The 21,079-nt window shown below is 41.4% G+C and carries 20 protein-coding genes; 6 read left to right on the forward strand and 14 right to left on the reverse strand.

The genetic code is table 11. From position 1 onward, the window contains the following. Positions 1-17: 17 nt before the first annotated feature. From MHI33_RS10960 to MHI33_RS10975, 4 genes are all read right to left on the reverse strand, one after another. A complete protein-coding gene (locus MHI33_RS10960) occupies positions 18-665 on the reverse strand; it encodes an SDR family oxidoreductase (protein WP_065098189.1) in 648 nt (215 codons plus the stop codon). Positions 666-839: 174 nt separating this feature from the next. Beyond that, a complete protein-coding gene (locus MHI33_RS10965; protein ID WP_024422682.1) occupies positions 840-1,178 on the reverse strand; it encodes a PH domain-containing protein in 339 nt (112 codons plus the stop codon). A gap of 449 nt (positions 1,179-1,627) precedes the next feature. Further along, positions 1,628-1,765, reverse strand: a complete 138-nt coding sequence (locus tag MHI33_RS10970; RefSeq protein ID WP_340911175.1) for a DUF4025 domain-containing protein — start codon at positions 1,763-1,765, stop codon at positions 1,628-1,630. Between the two features lie 49 nt (positions 1,766-1,814). Then, positions 1,815-2,027, reverse strand: coding sequence for a DUF6501 family protein (locus tag MHI33_RS10975; protein WP_003215772.1), 213 nt, complete (start codon positions 2,025-2,027; stop codon positions 1,815-1,817). A 213-nt stretch (positions 2,028-2,240) separates the two neighbouring features. Between MHI33_RS10975 and MHI33_RS10980 the strand changes: the two genes are divergently transcribed. From MHI33_RS10980 to MHI33_RS10995, 4 genes are all read left to right on the forward strand, one after another. Further along, complete coding sequence (locus MHI33_RS10980; protein WP_340911178.1) at positions 2,241-3,725, forward strand: aldehyde dehydrogenase family protein; 1,485 nt, start codon at positions 2,241-2,243, stop codon at positions 3,723-3,725. A 102-nt stretch (positions 3,726-3,827) separates the two neighbouring features. Continuing rightward, on the forward strand, positions 3,828-5,702 hold the full coding sequence (locus MHI33_RS10985; RefSeq protein WP_113768480.1) for a terpene cyclase/mutase family protein: 1,875 nt from the start codon (positions 3,828-3,830) through the stop codon (positions 5,700-5,702). Continuing rightward, positions 5,695-6,516 (forward strand): superoxide dismutase, encoded by an 822-nt coding sequence (locus MHI33_RS10990; protein ID WP_065098192.1) that lies wholly within the window; start codon positions 5,695-5,697, stop codon positions 6,514-6,516. Before MHI33_RS10985 ends, MHI33_RS10990 begins: the two co-directional genes overlap by 8 nt. Positions 6,517-6,662: 146 nt before the next feature. Then, positions 6,663-7,613 carry a bile acid:sodium symporter family protein gene (locus MHI33_RS10995; protein ID WP_106067071.1) on the forward strand — a complete coding sequence of 317 codons (951 nt, stop codon included), beginning with the start codon at positions 6,663-6,665 and terminating at the stop codon, positions 7,611-7,613. 34 nt (positions 7,614-7,647) lie between these two features. On the opposite strand, the gene odhB is transcribed toward MHI33_RS10995, so the two are convergent. The 7 genes from odhB to cdaS form a co-directional block, all read right to left on the reverse strand. Then, the gene (gene odhB / locus MHI33_RS11000; protein ID WP_044141304.1) at positions 7,648-8,904 is read right to left on the reverse strand and encodes a 2-oxoglutarate dehydrogenase complex dihydrolipoyllysine-residue succinyltransferase; all 1,257 of its coding nucleotides are present in this window, start codon (positions 8,902-8,904) and stop codon (positions 7,648-7,650) included. Between the two features lie 14 nt (positions 8,905-8,918). Next, a complete protein-coding gene (gene sucA / locus MHI33_RS11005) occupies positions 8,919-11,753 on the reverse strand; it encodes a 2-oxoglutarate dehydrogenase E1 component (protein WP_340911186.1) in 2,835 nt (944 codons plus the stop codon). A 224-nt stretch (positions 11,754-11,977) separates the two neighbouring features. Next, complete coding sequence (locus MHI33_RS11010) at positions 11,978-13,894, reverse strand: vWA domain-containing protein (protein ID WP_340911189.1); 1,917 nt, start codon at positions 13,892-13,894, stop codon at positions 11,978-11,980. A gap of 11 nt (positions 13,895-13,905) precedes the next feature. After that, positions 13,906-14,784, reverse strand: a complete 879-nt coding sequence (locus MHI33_RS11015) for an ATP-binding protein (protein ID WP_003215912.1) — start codon at positions 14,782-14,784, stop codon at positions 13,906-13,908. 89 nt (positions 14,785-14,873) lie between these two features. Beyond that, the gene (locus MHI33_RS11020) at positions 14,874-15,452 is read right to left on the reverse strand and encodes a superoxide dismutase family protein (protein ID WP_217013100.1); all 579 of its coding nucleotides are present in this window, start codon (positions 15,450-15,452) and stop codon (positions 14,874-14,876) included. A 75-nt stretch (positions 15,453-15,527) separates the two neighbouring features. Further along, positions 15,528-16,823, reverse strand: coding sequence for a C40 family peptidase (locus tag MHI33_RS11025; RefSeq protein WP_133254341.1), 1,296 nt, complete (start codon positions 16,821-16,823; stop codon positions 15,528-15,530). Between the two features lie 404 nt (positions 16,824-17,227). Next, entirely contained in the window at positions 17,228-17,854 is a 627-nt protein-coding gene (cdaS, locus tag MHI33_RS11030) for a sporulation-specific diadenylate cyclase CdaS (RefSeq protein WP_217013101.1), read from the reverse strand. Between the two features lie 78 nt (positions 17,855-17,932). Between cdaS and MHI33_RS11035 the strand changes: the two genes are divergently transcribed. Together MHI33_RS11035 and MHI33_RS11040 are read left to right on the forward strand one after the other, a co-directional pair. Next, a complete protein-coding gene (locus MHI33_RS11035; protein ID WP_258395179.1) occupies positions 17,933-18,058 on the forward strand; it encodes a hypothetical protein in 126 nt (41 codons plus the stop codon). A gap of 58 nt (positions 18,059-18,116) precedes the next feature. Further along, on the forward strand, positions 18,117-19,478 hold the full coding sequence (locus tag MHI33_RS11040; protein WP_340911198.1) for an MATE family efflux transporter: 1,362 nt from the start codon (positions 18,117-18,119) through the stop codon (positions 19,476-19,478). Between the two features lie 245 nt (positions 19,479-19,723). Here MHI33_RS11040 and bshB2 read toward each other — a convergent pair whose 3' ends face one another. The 3 genes from bshB2 to MHI33_RS11055 are packed head-to-tail and all read right to left on the reverse strand — an operon-like array spanning position 19,724 to position 21,036. Further along, on the reverse strand, positions 19,724-20,389 hold the full coding sequence (gene bshB2, locus MHI33_RS11045) for a bacillithiol biosynthesis deacetylase BshB2 (protein WP_012010261.1): 666 nt from the start codon (positions 20,387-20,389) through the stop codon (positions 19,724-19,726). Positions 20,390-20,407: 18 nt separating this feature from the next. Beyond that, a complete protein-coding gene (locus MHI33_RS11050; protein ID WP_044141206.1) occupies positions 20,408-20,758 on the reverse strand; it encodes a YojF family protein in 351 nt (116 codons plus the stop codon). Next, entirely contained in the window at positions 20,755-21,036 is a 282-nt protein-coding gene (locus MHI33_RS11055; RefSeq protein WP_003215525.1) for a hypothetical protein, read from the reverse strand. Before MHI33_RS11055 ends, MHI33_RS11050 begins: the two co-directional genes overlap by 4 nt. Positions 21,037-21,079: the final 43 nt, after the last annotated feature.

A 21,079-nucleotide genomic window follows, 5' to 3' on the forward strand; every position in this document is an offset into this window, starting at 1 on the left:
GCAGCAGCTTTCTTCTCTTACAGGGTGCGAAGTGCTTCTTCTACTGGTTTATCCCCTTTAATTAAGTCAAAGGATTTATTTTTCACATTGGATTCTGTTAAGCTTTCCACAAGTACAGCGGCTACGTCCTCTCTTGAAATCTCAATGTTTTGATCATCTTGAATATGCTCCGCTGCTTCGATCTTTCCTGTCTTTTCCTCATGCAGCAAAGCACCTGGACGGACAATGGTGTAGGAAAGCCCAGACTGTTTTAAATGTTCATCTGCTTTTCTTTTCGCTTCATAATAAATTTCCATACTTCCTTGCCCTTTTCCCTGGTTTGGATCATCGGCATTATAGGAACTTAGCATCACAAAATGCTGAATGTTTTCTTTTTTCGCTGTGTCAACAAGACGTTTTGCACCTTCTTGATCCACTGCAATCGTCTTATCTGCACCTGTTTTTGAGCCTGAACCAGCTGCAAAGATGACAGCATCTGCTTGTTTCACAGCATCTGTCACATCCTTTTCAAGATCACCGATGACAGGTGCTGCACCAAGTTCTTTTAGCGCATCCGCTTGTTTTTCATCTCGAATGAGAGCAAAAGGTTCATGTCCTTTTTCTTTTAAATAACGAATGACGAGCCTGCCTGTATGTCCATTTGCTCCAGCAACTAATACTTTCATTGTTCATTCTCCTTTCTGTATCTGTTTCATCTTTATCCTTTTTTGCTATCATTCAAACACCTAAACAAAAAAAGCCCCTCCCAGCAAATATGGGGAAGGGCTCAGGCAATGTGCGATCTATAAAAAAAAGTAGAATGAGAAAAGTGCATGTGATCTATGTAATCGCAAGGTTGATCAGCAAAGATGTTTTGTCAAAATGGCTTGCACATCACTCAAATCCGTCTCTTTTGAAAAATCGAGTTCAAATACTTTTGAGCTTGTGACAAGCAGCATACCTGTGTCCTGATCAAACACGCCAGCTTCTTGAATGGCAAAACTTTCAATTGATCGATACGGCAAGGAGACCCTGACTTTCTTCTTAGAAAATACGCGGTTATCGCCAAAGATCAGTCGTTTATTGGTGAAACAAATTTGGTCGTGACGCAGTCTGTAAACAGCTTCAATTCTTTCCCCTTCAATTAGTAAGGATTCGAATTTCTTATCATTTTGTTTACTGACAGAAAAAATACCCACGTAAACCCCCTCTTCCTCCATCAAATTCCTTTATGAAAAAACGGCCACACGCTCTGTGGGTACGTTTTGTTCTCACTTATAGAATACGCTATAAATAGTCGTTATTCCATTACGAATAGATTAAATTTCATTTAACTTTTTCTTTTTGATTCGATGCTCTTTCCTCTACTTATTTAGACAGTTAAAGCAGGAAAAAAGTTTCAGTTCTTTTTGAGAAAAATGGTTGAATTGTGACCAATAAAAAAACAGTGATTTTTTCAAATCACTGTCAGCGTGTAGACAAACCCTCGCATTCTTTGTCAGTCCTGCGAGCCGGTGCTCACGAATGTCAAATTCGCTCCGCGCCGGTACTCGTCCTTCCTAGGGCTGCAAAGGTTTTCATGTCACGCTGAAAAAAAAGACAAAGTGCTAAAATAAAAATCATTTTAGCACTTTGTCAACAATCTGGACTATTCGTCTTTTGGTGTTTCAATGGTTCCCTCGGCATATACATCGGAAATCTGCTCAAGCGTAATTGCCATATCAGCATCTTCGTTATCATGCCAAGCATTTTGTTGATTCTGCTCATCTGTTTGCTGCTTTTTCATCATCATCACCCTTTACTGTTTTTCTTAGTATGAGTGATGATCACCAAAATCATTCAGCAGAAAAGTCTTCGAAATACTCTTTATAATACCCGCCTACTTTACCTGTATTATCAACGACAAACAGGAATTCTTCTGTTTCATTTTTCACTTCATATGTGCTTCCAACCGTTAGTGCACGGTCGACCATATATTTTTTCGCATTCGTATGTATACATTTTACTTGTTTTAACGTTTGAGCCGTTTGCCAGTTTTGATGGATCATGATTTAAAAACTCCTTTTTTCATCTATACATTTATTGTAGCCAATTTTTCATGAAATGCAATGAGTGTTATGGATTGCTTTCGTACATGTGGTGTAATATGATGAATGTATACGTTTACATCCATGTGCGTATACTAGATCATTTGCTTCAGGTCCGCTTTTTCACCTAGAACTCGCAGAACAATCCATATCTTTAAGGAGGTTTGTTTATTTATGAGCTCTACAACACTTCAAATTAGTTCAAAACTCGAATCTTTTCTCCAAGGGACGAAAAAACTCTACATTAATGGTCAGTTTGTCACAAGTCACGATAACAAAACCTTTTCAACTCCTAACCCAGCCACAGGTGAAACCCTTATTGATGTATATGAAGCAGGTGCAAAAGACATTGATGAGGCAGTAAAAGCAGCCAAAAAAGCCTTTCATGGTCCTTGGCGCTCCATGTCTGCCGCCGAACGCGCCCGCCTCATGTTTAAGCTTGCTGATTTAATGGAAGAAAACCTAGAAGAGCTCGCTCAGCTTGAAACTTTAGATAACGGAAAACCAATTAATGAAACAACAAATGCAGATATCCCTCTCGCAATCGAGCATATGCGCTATTATGCGGGCTGGACAACCAAAATAAGTGGGCAAACCATTCCTGTCAGCCAAGGATACTTTAATTATACCCGTCATGAGCCTGTTGGCGTTGTTGGACAAATCATACCTTGGAACTTCCCGCTGCTTATGGCCATGTGGAAAATGGGTGCTGCACTTGCGACAGGCTGCACCATCGTGTTAAAACCAGCAGAACAAACACCCCTCTCTGCGCTTTATTTAGCTGAATTAGTGGATAAAGCCGGCTTCCCAGAAGGTGTGATTAACATCGTACCTGGATTTGGCGAAACAGCCGGGAATGCGTTAACCGATCACCCTGATGTGAATAAGCTTGCCTTCACGGGGTCAACAAGTGTTGGGAAACTCATCATGGAGAAAGCAGCCAAATCCATTAAGAGGGTCACATTAGAACTTGGCGGAAAATCACCAAACATTATTTTACCAGATGCAGATTTAAAGAAAGCCATTCCAGGTGCTTTAAACGGCGTCATGTTTAACCAAGGTCAGGTATGCTCTGCAGGTTCGAGGGTCTTTGTTCACCGGAGTCAATATGATGAGGTTGTCGATCAAATGGCTGAATATGCGACATCCCTCAAACAAGGAGCCGGTCTTCATCAAGATACGCAAATCGGACCTCTCGTAAGTAAAGAACAGCACGAGCGCGTGTTAGGCTATATTGAAAAAGGTAAATCAGAAGGTGCAACAGCCGTTGTCGGTGGCGATTGCCCTTATGAGGCTGGTTATTTTGTCTCCCCTACTGTTTTTAAAGATGTAGAAGATGACATGACCATCGCAAAAGAAGAAATCTTTGGACCTGTCCTATCTGCGATTCCTTACGATTCCATTGATGAAGTGGTCGAAAGAGCCAACCAGTCTGACTATGGATTAGCCGCAGGACTTTGGACAGAAAACTTAAAGCATGCCCATGATATTGCTTCACGTCTTGAAGCAGGCACGATTTGGGTCAACTGCTATAACGTCTTTGATGCTGCCTCCCCGTTTGGAGGATATAAGCAATCAGGTTTAGGCAGAGAAATGGGATCATACGCTCTTAACAACTATACAGAAGTCAAAAGTGTGTGGATTAATCTCCAAGACTAATGACGCCTATAAAGCCGGTGACTATGTCATCGGCTTTTTTGTGATTGCATGTGACAGGCAGGCTCCTGAATATAGTAATAAAGGAAAGGAGCATGGCCGAATATGCAAGATTTTAAAACAAAAGTAAACGAATATATTGATGAATTGCACATGCAACTGCAGAGCAGACAACGAGAAGATGGTGCTTTTGTCTTCTGCTTTGAAGGGCCAATGATGACAAATGCTTTTTTGATTATGCTGTTAAAGGCTGTCGGCGATTCGGATCAGGCACTCGTTCATCAATTGGCAGAAGCTATACGCGAAAAGCAAAATGAGGATGGTTCTTTTTCTTTGTATCATGATCAGGCGGGACATGTAACCGCGACTGTGCAAGGCTATTGTGGAATGCTCGTGTCAGGCAGGTATCAACAAGATGAGCCGCATATGGAAAAAGCAGCACATTTTATTCGATCAAATGACGGCTTGAAGAACGTTCATTTTATGACAAAGTGGATGCTTGCTGTCAATGGCATGCACCCTTGGCCATACTTCTATGCACCACTTTCATTTTTACTCATCCCTACATACTTCCCGCTTCACTTCTATCATCTTAGTGCATATGCAAGAATTCATTTTGTCCCAATGATGATCGCACTCAACAAACGATATACCTCTCATGAACAGTTTCCAAACTTAGCACATCTTGATGCAAACATGTCTAAAAATCCTTTTGACTGGTTTATGGCAAGAGAAGAACGTTCCACTCACCACTTTCTAGCATACATGCGGTCGTATACTGCACTCGACAGCCGGCTCGACTTTTTCGGGTATGAGGCAGCGAAGGGGTATATGTTTGACCGCCTTGAAAAAGATGGCACGCTGTACAGCTATTTAAGTGCCAGTATTTTTATGGTCTATGCACTCATGAGTCTTGGATACTCTCCGGGCCATCATCTCATTTTAAAAGCAGTCAAAGGGATGAAACAGCTAGTCACTGACTGTGGGTGCAGGAAATATGCTGAGAATTCTACATCCACTGTTTGGGATACAGCGCTTGTCAGTTATGCTTCTCAGCGAGCAGGCAGAACACAAGATGATCCAGTTATCAAAAAGTCTTTTACGTACTTACTGAACCGGCAGCAAATGAAGAAAGCAGATTGGGCGATCCATAACCGGCATGCGGCTCCGGGAGGCTTTGGTTTTTCAGATTTGAACACAAATAACCCAGATTGTGATGATACGCAAATTGTGTTAAAAGCCATTCCTCAAACTTACGCTCCCGTTCAGTGGAAACGAGGATTTGATTGGCTTCTTTCCATGCAAAACCGGGATGGCGGCTTTTCAGCTTTTGAAAAAAATCAAAATCACTTCTTGCTTCGTCATCTCCCGCTCGAATCTGCTGAGGATGCGGCCATTGATCCTTCTACTCCTGATATTACAGGTCGTGTGCTCCATCTTATCGCTCTTGAAGAGAACAACAAGTCACCACTCATGCAAAGGCAAAAAGATCATTGTGTGAAATGGCTGCTTGATCATCAAGAGAAAAACGGATCGTGGTTCGGCAGATGGGGCGTTTGCTATATTTATGGTACTTGGGCTGCGTTAACAGGACTAAAGGCTGCTGGCATCTCCTCATCGCATCCTGCTGTTCAAAAAGCATGTCGATTTTTAAAAACAATTCAATTAGAAGATGGCAGCTTCGGAGAATCGTGTAAAAGTGCAGAGGTTAAAAGGTACGTCCCGCTTCCATTTGGGACAGTAGTTCAAACGGCTTGGGCTGCTGAGGCACTTTTACAATATGTGCAGCCAGATGACAAAGTGATTTTAAAAGCCATCTCATTTTTGATTCAACATCAGCACTCGAGTGAAGCCTTGCACTATCCAGTAGGCATTGGTCTTCCAAAGCAATTTTATATCACCTATCATAGCTATCCATTTGTCTTTCCAATGGTGGCTTGTTCCACATTTTTAGAAGAAATGAGGCGTAAAAATGAATAAGGAAGAATATCGCATGCAGCTTAAAGATTGGCTTAGCTCCATTCAAGGTGCAGTTCAAGATGAAAACATCCGTCAGAAAGCAGAACATTTATCGTTCATCATGAATGATGAACATTCCAGTGAAGAAGAGTGGTACGAATTGGCTGAAAGTATTGCAGAGGATATAATCCCACAAGATGCAATGCGAGATGTTGCAGTTGGCGGCCATCAATTACCCCCTCTCCCGTACCGCTATGATGCATTAGAACCGTTTATTTCAAAAGAGATTATGTATTTGCATCACCAGAAGCATCATCAATCATATGTTGATGGTCTGAACCAAGCTGAGCTTGCCTTAAAAAGAGCAAGAAGAACCAATGATTTTAAAATGATCAAGCATTGGGAACGGGAGCTTGCCTTCAATGGTGCGGGACACTATTTACATTGCATTTTTTGGTTTTCTATGAGTCCTTCAGGGAAACAAAAGCCCACTGGGCAAATGCTTCGTCTTATTGAACAGTCGTTTGAAAGCTATGATGCATTCAAATCCCAATTTTCAGCTGCAGCCAAACAAGTTGAAGGTGTTGGATGGGCCATTCTCGTATGGGCACCAAGATCTCAGCGATTAGAGATTTTACAAGCAGAACGCCATCAATTTTTATCACAATGGGATGTAATCCCTCTTCTAACTCTTGACGTATGGGAGCACGCCTACTATCTGCAATATCTTAATGAAAAAGCGACATATGTAGATCGTTGGTGGAATGTCGTTGACTGGCGTGAGCCAGAAGCACGTCTTAAGCAAGCTCAGCAAGTGAAATGGGCCCCTTTTTAAAAACGCTACTCCATGTAGGCATTTGCTTATATGGAGTATTTATAGTTTACATAATATTATTATCAAAACTAAAAGAACGGGTTGTTTTTTCAGAAAATTCATTTAAAATAAGAAAGATATGTGAGGAAAGAGAGCTGAAGCAATGAATGAAGATTTTATTAACCATTAGTCACTTTGCAGGAAGAACCTTTGCGATTTGGGTCATTTTATTTGCGTGTCTTGGATTTGCCTTTCCTGCCGAATTTTCTAAGATTGGACCTTATATTCCTTTTTTACTCGGTATTATTATGTTTGGGATGGGGCTTACCCTGTCTGCTGAAGATTTTAAAGAGCTGTTTCGAAAACCTCTCTATGTGCTGATTGGGGTTCTAGCGCAATACACACTCATGCCGCTTATCGCCTTTCTATTAGCTTACGGATTACAGCTTCCTTCTGAAATTGCAGTAGGCGTTATTCTTGTGGGCTGCTGCCCAGGCGGTACAGCATCCAATGTGATGACCTTTTTGGCGAAAGGAAATACGGCATTATCTGTAGCCGTCACCACCTTATCGACCCTTCTTGCTCCATTTTTAACACCTGTCTTTATTTTACTCTTTGCAAGATCATGGTTACCTGTATCGCCAGAAGCGCTATTTTTGTCAATTGTACAAGTTGTGTTGATCCCAATTATCTTAGGCGTTATCGTTAAATTGTTTTTCAAAAAACAAGTGACCTATGCGGTTCAAGCACTGCCGCTTGTATCTGTCGCCGGAATTGTAGTGATCATTGCAGCGGTTGTTAGTGCAAATAAAGAGCAGATTCTTCAATCTGGGCTGCTGATATTGGCCGTTGTGATCTTACATAATGGACTTGGTCTTTTATTTGGTTACCTTATTGCAAAGTGGTGCAAAATGGATATCCCTTCTCGAAGAGCCATCTCGATTGAAGTAGGCATGCAAAACTCTGGACTTGGTGCAGCTCTAGCGACAGCACACTTCTCGCCACTTGCAGCCGTACCAAGTGCCATTTTTAGTGTGTGGCATAATTTATCTGGTTCCTGGCTTGCGACGTATTGGTCAAAGAGAGGAAATGCTGAAAATGAAAAGAAAAAAAGCTAGCACCTTAATGGGTGCTAGCTTTTCAAATTGAAGATTATCCTTCAAGCAATAGCTGCTCTGGATCTTCAAGTAAGTTTTTAATCGTGACAAGGAATCCAACTGCTTCTTTACCATCGACAATCCGGTGGTCGTAAGAAAGAGCTAAATACATCATCGGTCGGTTCTCAAAACGTTCTTCATCAATTGCCACAGGTCGAAGCTGAATTTTGTGCATCCCTAAAATTCCAACTTGAGGGCTGTTTAAAATTGGTGTCGAAAGCAGTGAACCGAATGTTCCGCCGTTTGTGATCGTGAATGATCCACCTTGCAGCTCATTTAGAGATAATTTATTATCTCGTGCTTTTTTCGCAAGATGACCAATTTCCTTTTCAATCCCTGCAAACGACAATCTGTCTGCATCACGGACAACCGGTACGACAAGTCCTTCGTTAGCAGCAACAGCGATGCCGATGTCATAAAATTTCTTCAAGACGAGCTCATCACCTTGAATTTCTGCGTTAAGCAGCGGATATTTCTTCAGTGCTGCTACAACTGCTTTTGTGAAGAAAGACATGAAGCCAAGCTTTACATCATTTTGTTCAAGGAAGGCATCTTTACGGCGTTTTCTTAAGTCCATCACAGCCGTCATATCTACTTCATTAAATGTCGTCAGCATTGCAGCCGTTTGCTGAACCTCAACTAAACGTTTTGCAATCGTTTGTCTGCGGCGCGACATTCTCTCACGTTCAATTGGCTTTCCTGGTTGTTCATTTTGCACCGCAGCATTTGCTTTTGGCGCGGCTTTTGGTGCACTTGCAGGTGCTTCATTCTTTTGATAAGAAGCGACATCCTGCTTTCGTACCCTGCCCAGCGGATCTACGGTTGGAATTTCAGATAAGTCTAGTCCCTTCTCTCTCGCTAGTTTTCTAGCTGCAGGAGAAGCGATAGTTCTGCCATTACCAGATTTCGGCTCTTCTTTCACTGCTTCTTCTTTTTGAGCAGCTGCCGATTCATCTTTCGGAGCTGGTGCAGACTCTTGCTCAGGTGCTGGAGCTGCGGACTCGCTTCCGCCAGCTTCACCCGCTGCAATTGTTCCGATGACTTCTCCAACTTGTACAGTGTCACCAGAATCTTTCAGCACTTCTTTGAGTACACCAGATTCTTCTGCTGTCAGTTCGACATTGACTTTATCTGTTTCAAGTTCTAACAGGTACTCTCCCTGCTCCACATAATCGCCCGGCTGCTTTAGCCATTGAGCTATCGTTCCTTCCGAGATCGATTCCGCTAATTCAGGTACTTTAATTTCCGCCATTTTTCATTTCCCCCTTAGTTTTTGCGAGTCAAGCTATCAGATACAATTCGTTCTTGTTCTTTTTTATGCACAGTTGGATCACCCTCAGCCGTACTTGAACGTCTTCTTCGGCCGATGTAACGTACTTTTACTTTTTCAGGCGCAATTTCACGTAAATATGGCTCAATGTATCCCCAAGCCCCCATATTTTGTGGCTCTTCTTGCGCCCATACGATTTCTTCTAAGTTTGTTAGTTTTGATAAAATCGCTTTAATGTCTTTGGCTGGGAATGGATATAGTTGTTCCACTCTCGCAATGTGAAGCCAATCTTTCGGCTCTTCCATTTGAGTAAAACGATCACTAATATCGATTGATACCTTCCCGCTAGATAGCACGAGTCGAGTTACTTTTTCGTGATCATGCACAAGGCCTGGTTGTTCAAGAACTGGTTGGAACTGTCCATCCGTTAATTCCTGGACTTCAGACAATGTGTTCGGGTTACGAAGCAAACTCTTCGGTGTCATGATGACAAGCGGACGAATCTCTTCACGAAGCAGCATTTTCGCCTGTCTTCTAAGAATGTGGAAGTATTGCGCTGCACTAGTCAAGTTCGCCACTGTCCAGTTATTCTCAGCAGCTGATTGCAGGAATCGCTCTGTTCTGCCACTTGAATGCTCAGGACCTTGTCCTTCATATCCATGAGGCAAGAGCATCACTAGACCTGATTTTTGTCCCCATTTTGCGCGTCCAGCTGAAATAAATTGATCGAAATACACTTGAGCCGCATTTGCGAAGTCTCCAAATTGAGCCTCCCAAATGACTAACGTTTCAGGAGAATAGACATTATAACCATATTCAAACCCGATGACTGAGCCCTCTGACAGTGGACTATTATGAACAGTAAATGATGCGTTTGCATCACTCAGCTCATGAAGAGCAATAAATTCATCTCCAGTTTGACTGTCGTGAAGAACAAGGTTTCTTTGAGCAAAAGTACCGCGCTCTGAATCCTGTCCAGTCATTCGAATTGGCGTACCGTCTTTTAATATAGATGCAAATGCAAGTGCTTCCCCAAGTGACCATTCTACTTTACGGTCATCTGTAAACACTTTTGCACGTTTTTCAAGGATCCGTTTAAGCTTACCAAATACTTGGAAATCGTCCGGCCAGCTGATCAATTCTTCATTCAGCTTTCGTAATACATCAAACTCTACGGATGTATCCACTGCTGGGAAGCCATTTGATACTGGTTCTGGCAGTTCAATTTCTTGAATCGTATGCTCTTTCTTTGAAGGCACCTTTTGATAGGCTTCTTCTATTCTTGTCGCTACAGCCTGCTCGATTTCTTCTCGTTGTTCTTTTGTCAGAAGACCTTCTGTGACAAGTTTATCTGCAAAGATATTCTTGACCGTTTTATGCTTTCTGACTGCATCATATAGCATTGGCTGAGTTGTAGAAGGCTCATCCATTTCGTTATGACCGTATCTGCGGTAACCAATCAAGTCAATTAAGAAATCCTTCTTAAAGCGTTTGCGGTATTCTACAGCTAATTGAACAGCCGCTAAACATGCTTCCGGATCATCTGCATTGACGTGAACAATTGGAATCTCAAACCCTTTTGCAAGGTCACTTGCATATTTCGTCGAACGAGATTCATTGCTTTCCGTTGTGAACCCGATCATATTGTTTGCAATGATATGGATGGTTCCACCAACTTGATAGCCTACAAGTTGACTTAAATTTAATGTTTCTGCCACAATTCCTTCCCCAGGAAATGCCGCATCACCATGAATTAAGATGGCTAATGCCTTTTCAACGTCTTGTACTGGATAGCCCTTTTGAGTACGTAATTCCTGAGCAGCACGTGTGCTTCCTTCAATGATTGGATCAATGAATTCCAAGTGACTTGGGTTATTAGCAAGCGTGACTCTCGCACTCTTTGTATCTTCGTCTTTAATTTGACGATCTGCTCCAAGATGGTACTTTACATCACCTGTCCACCCGTAGCTGATGCCAATAGAGCCTTCTGATGGAACAAGCTCTTTATTTGGCGCATGCTGGAATTCTGAGAAAATAATCTCATATGGTTTTCCTAACACATGTGCTAATACATTTAAACGGCCTCTGTGTGCCATTCCAATGTTAATATTTGAAGTCCCTTGTGTAACAGACTCTGAAATAATTTCATCAAGTACTGGGACAAGTGCGTCTAATCCTTCTATTGAGAAGCGCTTTTGCCCAACAAATGTTTTATGAAGAAACTGTTCGAACTGCTCAACTTCTGTTAATCTCTTGAATACAGAAACTAGTTTATCGGCTGGTTTTTTCTTAAATAGTTCACCAGACTCGATTGATTTTGAGAGCCAGTTCCGTTCTTCGAAATCATGTACGTGATCAAACTCAAATGAAATGGTACGCTTATACGTATTTCTCAAATGGTTAATGGCTTCTATGCCGTTTGAAATGTGTTTTGGTGCGTCAGGACTAATAATAGATATTGGAATATTCTTGACGTCTTCTTCTGTTAAACCGTATTCCTTTAAAGGAAACAGCTCTTGTAATTCCTTTTCTTTGCGAAGAGGATTGACGGAAGCATTTAAATGGCCATACGTTCTGATGTCTTCTGCCAGTTTAACGACTGATGCTATCTTTTGGATTTGTTCAGAAGTAACTACGCTATTTTCTTTTTTCCCAATTTCCTCCTTCATTTCACTCGGTGGTGCACCAAGTTCATCAAATATGCCTCTTAGATCTTCATCAACACTAGTAGGATCCTGGACATACTGATCGTAGAGCTCGAGCACATAGCCGAGGTTCGGACCATGAAATTCTTCCCAACTCAACGGTTGTTTCACATCATTTTGAAACATTTTGAACACTACCCCCAACTTTGATCATCAAGTGATTGAACACTATCTCGATATAACTTCCAGAACACAATGACCAAATTTATGTAATAAAACGCTTCCAATAATATTCTACCACTGTTTCGGATTACTTTCTACATTCTTTGTTCAATTAAAGATAAAAAATTCACAGAAAAACAAAAAATTTAAATCATTCCGAAAAATATTTTGAAGAAAGGGGCAAAACCTTATGCCCCAATGCTTTTATGCAGTAATTTCTTCAGTAACGGATATAAAACATCTGGCAATGTATCGACATCTGGTACAAAAATGCTGAACTTGCCATACATATCTTGAATGGTTTTCATCTGTGCTTCTTCGATCGGTGAATTGGATAAAAACACATTGATTACTTCAATGCCTTTTTTCCTCGCCTCAAGAACTGCTTCATGTGTATCGACGATCCCATTTTGTTCGTAGCTGAATGCAGCTGGCTCTCCGTCGGAAAAAACAATGAGAAACTTTTGCTCTTCTCTTCGTTTTAATATCATTTTTGTCATTTGGCGAATTGCATAGCCATCCCGGTTATCCTCTTCTGGTTCAAGTGACATAATGGAAGGACCTGCATCAAATAAAGAATCTTTGAACGACACGACTGTGTTAAAATAGTTCGGCTGACTTGTTTCTGATGCATCGTTTGTATCTTCCCAAAACCCCACAATTTGATGTGGGACTTGAACGGACTTTAAGGCTTCATGAAATAGAACAATGCCTTTTTTCGTCTCGTCCATCTTGTCAAACATGCTGGCAGAACAATCCACTAATAAAGTGAAAACAGCATCAATCTCCGAAGAAGGTGCCTGTTTTTTATAGAAAAGACGCGGATTCGACTCTGTAAAATAACGAATGAGCTTTTTACTCAGACGTCCTGCATGAAGATCCGTTTTTGGCCATATTTTTTTATGTTCGAGCGTTTTTTGAATCATCTGTTTTAACCGTTTCTGATAAGGCTCAATCTCCTTGGCGTGCTGCTTGTATACATCGATTTGTTCTGGCGCGGGAGGATCTGGTGACATCATGACTGGAAACGCATATTTGTTCTCTTTTCCATTCTCATGAGCATCCGCTCCGCTTTCCTCGCCTTCAGCCTCTTCCAGCGCCTCAAGCTTTGAATAATCTTTTCGGTGAGTCTGCTTGGCAGAGCCTTGGACAGTGCCAAGTGCTTGATCTCCGTCATCGCCTTCTCTTGCTGCATCCTTCCCTAGATCACTTTTCCCGCCGTGCTCTAAATCAAATTGAAGGAAGCTTTTTGACGGCGCTTCTGTTTCTCGATGCCACACTTCCATATACTCTTGGTGGATGTCTTCATCGCCCTCTTTTTCCCGGTCGACTTTGATGTCTTCACTTAATTTAGGTTTTCTTTTTAAGTCATGAAACAGCGGTTCTTTTGCCGCTTTTTCATAGTCCAATTCTGGGAAGAAAAAGTACGTATTCAGCATATCTTTATCAAGAAGCTCATCAAAGCCTTCCATTAATTCTTTGACGATGACCGCGATATCTCCGGTTGAACGCGCTTCATATACACGCTCAAGACTTGATTCAATAAATGGAATCATTGGGTTGATCCGCTCGTGAAGAGGCGGAATTTCTTCTAGCGGTGAATCCGCTGTCAGCTTCACATACATTGCACAATAGAGTGCATCCGTTAAAATGCTCCGCTCTTGGTTAATCGTTAATTGCGTCTTAAAATGACGCCGGTACAGTTCTCTTCTTCGTTTAAATACCTTTTTTGTTCCTGGGCGGTCTCGTTTAATCTGCTCTTCAATCCGGATATCTTCAAAGAGCATAAACAATTGTTTACACAGGCCAGGAATGGACATTGTATGAGCATAGCGAATGATTTCCTGAAAGACAGTCAGATCACTATAAACGGTTCCTACTGCACGGAGGAATACATCACTTTTCAGTCCGGCTGTCATGTCTTCTTGTTTACGGTCATCCCAAAAATGACTGATGAAAATTTTCTTTTCAAAAGGATCATAGTAGGACTGCACCCCGTATTCAAGCTCGACATCATCACTTTTTGCTAACGTTTTGGCTAAATCCGTTAATTCCATAAATAAAAATGAATCGATTCTGCTGTCATTAAATTTGATGAATTTCAAAACTCAGAACCTCACTCGAATAATGTTTGGGCAATATTTCTTACCGCTGCTTTTTCCCGGTCATCTTCTAGTTTTTCAACAATCCCTCGTTCAACTGCACGGAGTGGCGGGATGTATTGCGCAAGATCACATGTGTCTAGGAGTGCGCGAATGGATGCTGCTTCTTCACTTACCTGCCCGTTGTGCGCCTGTGTAATGAGGTCTGATGAGAGCTGCACGAATTGATCGATTAAACGTTCATCCTTTAATACAGATTGAGATTGCAGTACATCCTTTAAGATGCCGCCGCCGATATATGGAACGTCAATGACAACAAAACGGTTTTTTAACGCTTCATTTAGAGGCACTGTGCCGACATAGCCTTCGTTGATTGCCGCTATCACGCCAAAGCCTTCATCTGCTCGAACGACCTCTCCTGTAAATGGATTTGTCATCATTTTTCTGTAGTCGAGTACACCGTTTAAAATAGGCAGAGTTTCTGGCTTTGCCATGTTGATTTCATCAATATATAAAAGATGGCCTTTTTTCATTGCTTTCGTTACGGGTCCTTCAATAAATTCAATAGAAGCAACTTGACCATCATTGTGAATGGTTTTATAGCCAATCAAGCTTTCTGCATCAAGATCAACCGAGCAGTTCACACTGTGCATCGGCTGCTGAAAGAAAGCAGATAAAGTTTCTGCTAGTTTTGTTTTACCTGAACCGGTCGGCCCTTTTAAAAGAACGTTTTTGCCGAGTGCTAGTGCAATCATCGCATCTTGTATGATAGACGTATCCTGTGATTCATAGCCGCCTGTTCCAATAAGCGGACGGAATTCTTCTTCTAGTCCTTTTGCTTTTGCTTCAATCATTGCTTGAATTTCTTCTGGGAGTGATTGTTCGTTAAACATGTGTGATTAATTCCTCTCTTCGATCATTTTCCTCACCAAGTATACTAAAAAAACCTTTATGCACTCAATACATAAAGGCTAGACATCTGTTATTTTACCATTTCTTTTGTGATCGCTCCGCATGCGATGCGTTTCCCTGAGTTTCCAGAAGGGTTGCTTAAGTAATCATCTGCTTCTGCATGAATGATAAAGCTACGCCCATTTTGATCGATTAATTGGTTCGATCCTCCCTTTAACGTCACATCTGGTACATTCACAACAACATCAATTTGTCCATCTGCCCCAACTTCTAAATTAGGCATATCTCCAGCATGGTGGCCTTTTGGGTTATCAAAGCCATGCTCCCGGTGTGTTGGATTAAAGTGAGCCCCTGCCGTTTCAAAATCTGGCGCTTCACATTTTCCTGTTTCATGAATATGGAAGCCATGAGGACCTGGCGGCAGATTTTTCGCTTTCACATGTAAATCCAGCCCGTTTTCTGAGGAGTGTCTTACTTCGATACTTCCTATTTTTTGGCCGTTTTCATTGATGAGTGACGTGGTAACTGGTGATTGTTTAGGTGCTGCAACTTCAATGGTTTCTTCTGTCGTTTCTTTTTTCGGCGGTGCATGACATGCTGTTGCGACAAAGACCAGACACATCATGATCAACCACATTGACTTTTTCATATGACTGCCCCCTTTTGATATCAGTATGGACAACCTGATCAATAGGCAAACAAAAAAAGCCGAAAATCGGCTTTTTTAGAAGAAACGTTTTGCACCTAAGTAGGCTTTTTTCCAATATGAGTTGCTTAAGTTCGAGATCCCCACACCGCTGTCACTTGCATGAAGGAAATCTCCTCCGCCAAGGTATAGCCCCATATGAGATGGACCCGCTTTGTACGTTGTGAAATAAACAAAATCGCCAACTTGAGGTGTGCTCACAGGTTTCATCATACTCCAGTAGCCTGCTGTGCTTAATCTGGATACAGACGAAACTTTATTAATGAGGTAATAAACAAAGCCGCTGCAGTCAAATCCAGATGGTGTATTGCCGCCCCATCTGTAAGGAATGCCTGTCAGCTTTTTCCCTTCTTGGATCATCGTCGTGATTTTTGCATTCATCGGCACATCATTTTTGTTATTATTGACCGGCGTTGTCGAACCGTTAGACGTAGAACCATTCGACCCTGAAGCTGCACCATTAATTTTGAGAACTTGTCCAATTCTAAGCACATCACTTTTTAAGCTGTTAGCTGTACGGATGGATTGAACCTGCACTTTAAATTGATTCGCAATTTTCCATAAAGAATCGCCTGATTTTACAGTATAAGATGTCGCTTTCCCGTTTGAAGGCGGGTTGCTTGGTTTAGCAGGTGCTTTCGGCTGACTTGGTTTTGATGCAGCCGTCCCTTTTACTTTCAATACTTGATTTGGATAAATCATATCAGATTTTATCCCATTCAATGTTTTGATTTCACCAATCGACATATTGAGCGAATTCGCAATTTTCCAGAGAGAATCCCCTAATTTGACCTTGTATGTACTTGATGATGAACTATTTGAGTTCGTTGTCTTATTGTTTGTGCTGGAATTTGAAGAGGAGTTTGATGACTGGCCCCCGCTTGTCTTCGTGCTTCCAGATACCTTTAGCTTTTGTCCAGGACGAATTAAGTCACTGTTTAAGCTGTTTAGACTTTTCAAACTTGCGACTGACATTTTATGATTTTTTGCAATGAGCCATAAAGAATCTCCAAGCTTTACAGTGTAGCTTGATGTCGTTGAAGCATTTGATTTCGTTGCTTTTGATCCAGTTGACGAGCTAGATTTTTTGCTTTTTGCGCCAGGAATTTTCAAGCTTTGTCCTGCAAAAATCATCGTCGTTTTTAGTTGATTAAGAGATTGAAGCTCCGAAATACTTGTATTGTACTGTTCGGCAATCTTCCAAAGTGAGTCACCGCTTTTCACCTTGATCGTCTGTGCTTCTGCCGGTGCAGCAAACACAGCTGAGCCAGCGATCGCTGAAACTGTGAGGCCGGTTACTACTTTTTTCTTCATAGATGAATCTCCGCCTTTCATGATTTCATTCAATAAGACTTATGTACTAGTTTTAAGTTTGGCATTTAATGTTTCTGCTTCTCTTGCACTATTTTATCTTTATTTCTATTATATTACTAGACATGTAGACGTTGGGCAATAACAAATAGGCTAAAGCAGTCAACTCAAAATGCTAAAACAAAGCCATATCGTTTCTATCGGCAGTTTGCTTTATTTATAAACATTTTTTAAGGAATTTTTAAGTTGACGTTTAGAAATTTGTCAAAACAAGCACGCTGCTAGTTTCATAGTTCTATTCTACATGACAAATTTTTCTGTATCAAATGACTTTTTACTCAATTGCCTGTTTTTTCTCCTTGAATGAAAAAAGCATTCTTCCGAATGAAGAATGCAGCGATTCATTTTTATTTCCTTATTTCAGGTTCTTTTACAGTGAGCGGATAAAGGATTCCTTCTTTCGCAAATGACATTTTTCCCGTTTCCTCTGAAACGACGAGAACAAGTGCATCGGTCATACCAGAGAGTCCGATCGCAGCCCTGTGTCTTGTCCCGACAGAAGGACTGACTTTTTTTGAAGTAAGCGGCAGCACATTTGCCGCAGATACAAGTGTATTTTCTTTGACTAAAAGAGCACCATCATGAAGTGGATTTCCTGGGTAGAAAATACTTTCTATTAATGAAGCACTAATTTTCGCATGAAGATTTGTCCCTTTTTGAATAAAATCCTCGACCTCATCCCGCCTTTGAATCACAATCAGTGCCCCGTGCTTTTGTTTTGATAAGTTCTCAATGGCTAACGAAAATTGCGCAAATCCAGGTGTGAATTCTTCCATATACGATTGCAAATAAAACGAGGAAGCCTCTGCATGCATTTCATTAAACTCATCATGTAATGATTCGAGATCACAAAGTAGACATTGCTCAATCTCATCAAGGGAATCGATAATGTCACTTGCATCCTTCATGATTTTCATCAAGTGTGTTCTCATGCCCACTTTAAATTGGACTTCTTCATTCGTACGATTGATCATTGGACCTTTTCCCTCCTCCTTTTCGTTGTCATAAAATAACAAGTTATGCGCATTCTATTGTTATGGAGGTGACTTAATATGACCATTCAGAAAGTGATTCAATATGCTTGCAGCATTTTAGGTGTTGTCAGTCTTTCCTTTATTTATGCCCAAATGTTTAAAAAAACGAAGCCAACTAAGAAAAATAATCCGACAGAGAATTGATTTTTTTACATAGCATGATATAATCCTCTCGTTATTTCTGTTCAGAGAGGAACTTATGATGAGAGAAACAAATAGCATTCGAGCCAAGGTGACACTATTTTTAACCATTTTAATTCCGATTTTAATCACTCAAGCGGGTCTTTCGCTTATTACGTTTTTAGACACTGTGATGTCTGGAAAAGTGAGTGCAGAAGACCTTGCGGGTGTTGCGATCGGTTCAAGTATTTGGACACCCGTTTATACAGGGCTTGCTGGTATATTAATGGCCGTTACGCCAATTGTCGCTCAACTGATGGGCGCAGGGCATAAAAAGGATGTTCCCAAGGCTGTCTTTCAGGCGCTTTATTTATCCTTTCTTTTAAGTATCTGTGTGATTGCTATTGGAACAATTAGCATCCCTTACGTATTAGGGGGACTTGGACTTGAGCAATCCGTAGAAGATATTGCGCGGCATTTCTTAAGTTTTCTTGCTTTTGGTATCATCCCGCTGTTTGGTTATTCGGTGCTCAGGTCATTTATTGATGCATTAGGGAAAACACGTGTAACGATGTTCATCACGTTAACAGCACTTCCTATTAACTTTGTTTTAAACTATGTATTTATTTTTGGGAATTTCGGCTTCCCAAAGCTTGGCGGCGCGGGAGCTGGTCTTGCTTCTGCGATGACATATTGGGCGATTTTCATCATGAGTATTTGTATTGTCATGAAAGCAGAACCATTTGCCTCATTTCGTTTGTTTCAAAAACTGCCTCGAATCAATATCTCCCGTATGGGACAAATACTGAAAATCGGTCTTCCTATCGGGTTTGCGATCTTTTTTGAAACGAGTATCTTTGCAGCAGTCACACTATTAATGGGTCACTTTGATACTGTGACGATTGCAAGTCACCAGGCTGCAATGAACTTTGCTTCTATCTTATATATTTTACCGCTCAGTATCTCGATGGCTTTAACGATTGTCGTTGGGTTTGAAGCTGGTGCCAAGCGTTATAAAGACGCGCAAAGCTATAGCTATATCGGAATTGGAACGGCGGTATTATTCTCCTTGTGTACGGCAGCACTCATTTTATTATTTAGACCAGAGATTGCTGGTTTATACACAGCTGAATCGGCTGTTTTACAGTTGACACAGCAATTTTTGATTTATGCGATCTTTTTCCAGCTGTCAGATGCCATTGCTGCACCCATTCAAGGGGCGCTGCGCGGCTATAAAGATGTCAACTATACGCTCATTGCCGCATTTGTTTCATACTGGGTGATCGGCCTTCCTTCCGGTTATCTGATTGGCACCTATACCTCGTATGGGGCATTTGGGTATTGGATTGGTCTCATTGCCGGACTTGCCGCTGGTGCCATTGTCCTCTTTATCCGTCTCAGATTGATTGAAAAACGATTGCTTCAACAAGCGCCCAATCACTAAATACGACACAAAAAAACAGCTGATCGATGTCAGCTGCCCAGCGAGTAGACAAACCTTCGCATTCGTTGTCAGCTCTGCGCGCCGGTACTCACGAATGTCAAATTCGCTCCGTTCCGGTGCTCGCCCTTCCTAGACTTCAAAGGTTTTCTATCAAGCTGAAAAGAAGACAAAGGGCTAAAATCAAGATCATTTTAGCCCGTTGTCAACAATTTGAGCAGCTGATCAATGTCAGCTGCTTTTTTTATTTAGTCATTCCATTGGTACGTCCAGAAAATTTCTTCATCGAACCATTTTTGGACGACAGGTTCTTTGTTTTTCAGCTTCTGTTCAAGCTCTCTCAGCATGCCTTCTGTTTGCGTTCTATGTGCTCTCAGTGCATTTAATTTGATATCTGCTACATCTGTAATGTCGATCGTAATGTCTGCATTACCCAGCACTTCTTCTCTATTTTTCGTAATGGCCATGCAGTATGTGACAGGACGGTCTTCTTTTTTCTTACGGTAAAGAGCGCGAATAACTGCTTCCCCTGTCGCATCATGATCAGGGTGTACACCGTGTCCAGGATAAAACGTCACAATCAGTGTAGGTTTGACTTCATCAATGATGGTTTCCATCACATCAGCTAAATACTCGTCGTCTTCAAATTCCAATGTTTTATCACGAAGTCCAAGCATACGTAAGTCTGTGATATCCATTTCTTTGCAGGCATTGATTAATTCCTGTTTTCTTAACTCAGGAAGTGTTTCACGGTTAGCATATGTTGGGCTACCCATATTTCTGCCCATTTCCCCAAGTGTCCCGCATGCATACGTGACTGGGATGCCGCGTTTTCTGCTTTGTGCAATGAGACCTGCAACCCCAAACGATTCATCATCTGGGTGAGGCAGCATCACTAGTACATGTTCATTCATGACTCGTCACCCTTTCTTCTACACCTGAAATGGTGTTTCGCTAATTTGTAATGAGATCGCTAGTTTCCCGTCTGGCAAGTGCCCTGCTAACAGCAGGCGGCCATGGTCATCAAACTCATAATCGGTTAATCCTTCTGCATAAATCCAGCCATCTTCTGTTTTCATTCCAACACGGTACGGACCTTGTCCTTTTATTTTCGCCTGTGAATAGACGACTTTCGCATTGCGGATATAGGCAACGACCGTCATATTTTGTTCATTTACATGAGCTGAATAAGAACCAGTGGTCGTTTCAAGATGAACGAAGACTGGACGATTTAAAAACGATTCAAGATGTGCTGTGACATCTTCCGTTTGAATTGGTTTCATGAGTGGTTCCTTCCTTCATTTTGAATTAATTCGCGCAGCTTTTTTGTATGTAAGCTGATCAGTTGCAGCTGATGATCATGCCGAAGCCCACTTTCTAATATTCTCTCTACAGCGAGTACATATTTTTGATGAAATGATTTTCTCGCCCTCGGATGAGTGCGCGCATCGCTTAAATCATCACATATTGCCTCGTGTAAAGAAGACATATCATCGACATCAAGCTGACGATTTTTCCATAAAGATTGATAAGCAGCTGTAAGCTCATTGGCTGATGACATGTAATCACCTCTACAGTTTTGGTAACAACTTATTATGACATGA

The organism is Bacillus sp. FSL K6-2971 (assembly GCF_038006405.1).
GTDB lineage: Bacteria > Bacillota > Bacilli > Bacillales > Bacillaceae > Bacillus > Bacillus pumilus.

Coding starts and splice junctions, on each gene's coding strand:
- MHI33_RS10960 (WP_065098189.1), bottom strand. CDS start 665: ATGAAAGTATTAGTTGCTGGAGCAAATGGACATACAGGCAGGCTCGTC.
- MHI33_RS10975 (WP_003215772.1), bottom strand. CDS start 2,027: ATGATCCATCAAAACTGGCAAACGGCTCAAACGTTAAAACAAGTAAAA.
- MHI33_RS11040 (WP_340911198.1), top strand. CDS start 18,117: ATGAGAGAAACAAATAGCATTCGAGCCAAGGTGACACTATTTTTAACC.
- MHI33_RS10985 (WP_113768480.1), top strand. CDS start 3,828: ATGCAAGATTTTAAAACAAAAGTAAACGAATATATTGATGAATTGCAC.
- MHI33_RS11015 (WP_003215912.1), bottom strand. CDS start 14,784: ATGTTTAACGAACAATCACTCCCAGAAGAAATTCAAGCAATGATTGAA.
- MHI33_RS11055 (WP_003215525.1), bottom strand. CDS start 21,036: ATGTCATCAGCCAATGAGCTTACAGCTGCTTATCAATCTTTATGGAAA.
- MHI33_RS11050 (WP_044141206.1), bottom strand. CDS start 20,758: ATGAAACCAATTCAAACGGAAGATGTCACAGCACATCTTGAATCGTTT.
- MHI33_RS11020 (WP_217013100.1), bottom strand. CDS start 15,452: ATGAAAAAGTCAATGTGGTTGATCATGATGTGTCTGGTCTTTGTCGCA.
- MHI33_RS11025 (WP_133254341.1), bottom strand. CDS start 16,823: ATGAAGAAAAAAGTAGTAACCGGCCTCACAGTTTCAGCGATCGCTGGC.
- MHI33_RS10995 (WP_106067071.1), top strand. CDS start 6,663: ATGAAGATTTTATTAACCATTAGTCACTTTGCAGGAAGAACCTTTGCG.
- MHI33_RS10970 (WP_340911175.1), bottom strand. CDS start 1,765: ATGAAAAAGCAGCAAACAGATGAGCAGAATCAACAAAATGCTTGGCAT.
- cdaS (WP_217013101.1), bottom strand. CDS start 17,854: ATGATCAATCGTACGAATGAAGAAGTCCAATTTAAAGTGGGCATGAGA.
- odhB (WP_044141304.1), bottom strand. CDS start 8,904: ATGGCGGAAATTAAAGTACCTGAATTAGCGGAATCGATCTCGGAAGGA.
- MHI33_RS11035 (WP_258395179.1), top strand. CDS start 17,933: ATGACCATTCAGAAAGTGATTCAATATGCTTGCAGCATTTTAGGTGTT.
- MHI33_RS10990 (WP_065098192.1), top strand. CDS start 5,695: ATGAATAAGGAAGAATATCGCATGCAGCTTAAAGATTGGCTTAGCTCC.
- sucA (WP_340911186.1), bottom strand. CDS start 11,753: ATGTTTCAAAATGATGTGAAACAACCGTTGAGTTGGGAAGAATTTCAT.
- MHI33_RS10980 (WP_340911178.1), top strand. CDS start 2,241: ATGAGCTCTACAACACTTCAAATTAGTTCAAAACTCGAATCTTTTCTC.
- bshB2 (WP_012010261.1), bottom strand. CDS start 20,389: ATGAATGAACATGTACTAGTGATGCTGCCTCACCCAGATGATGAATCG.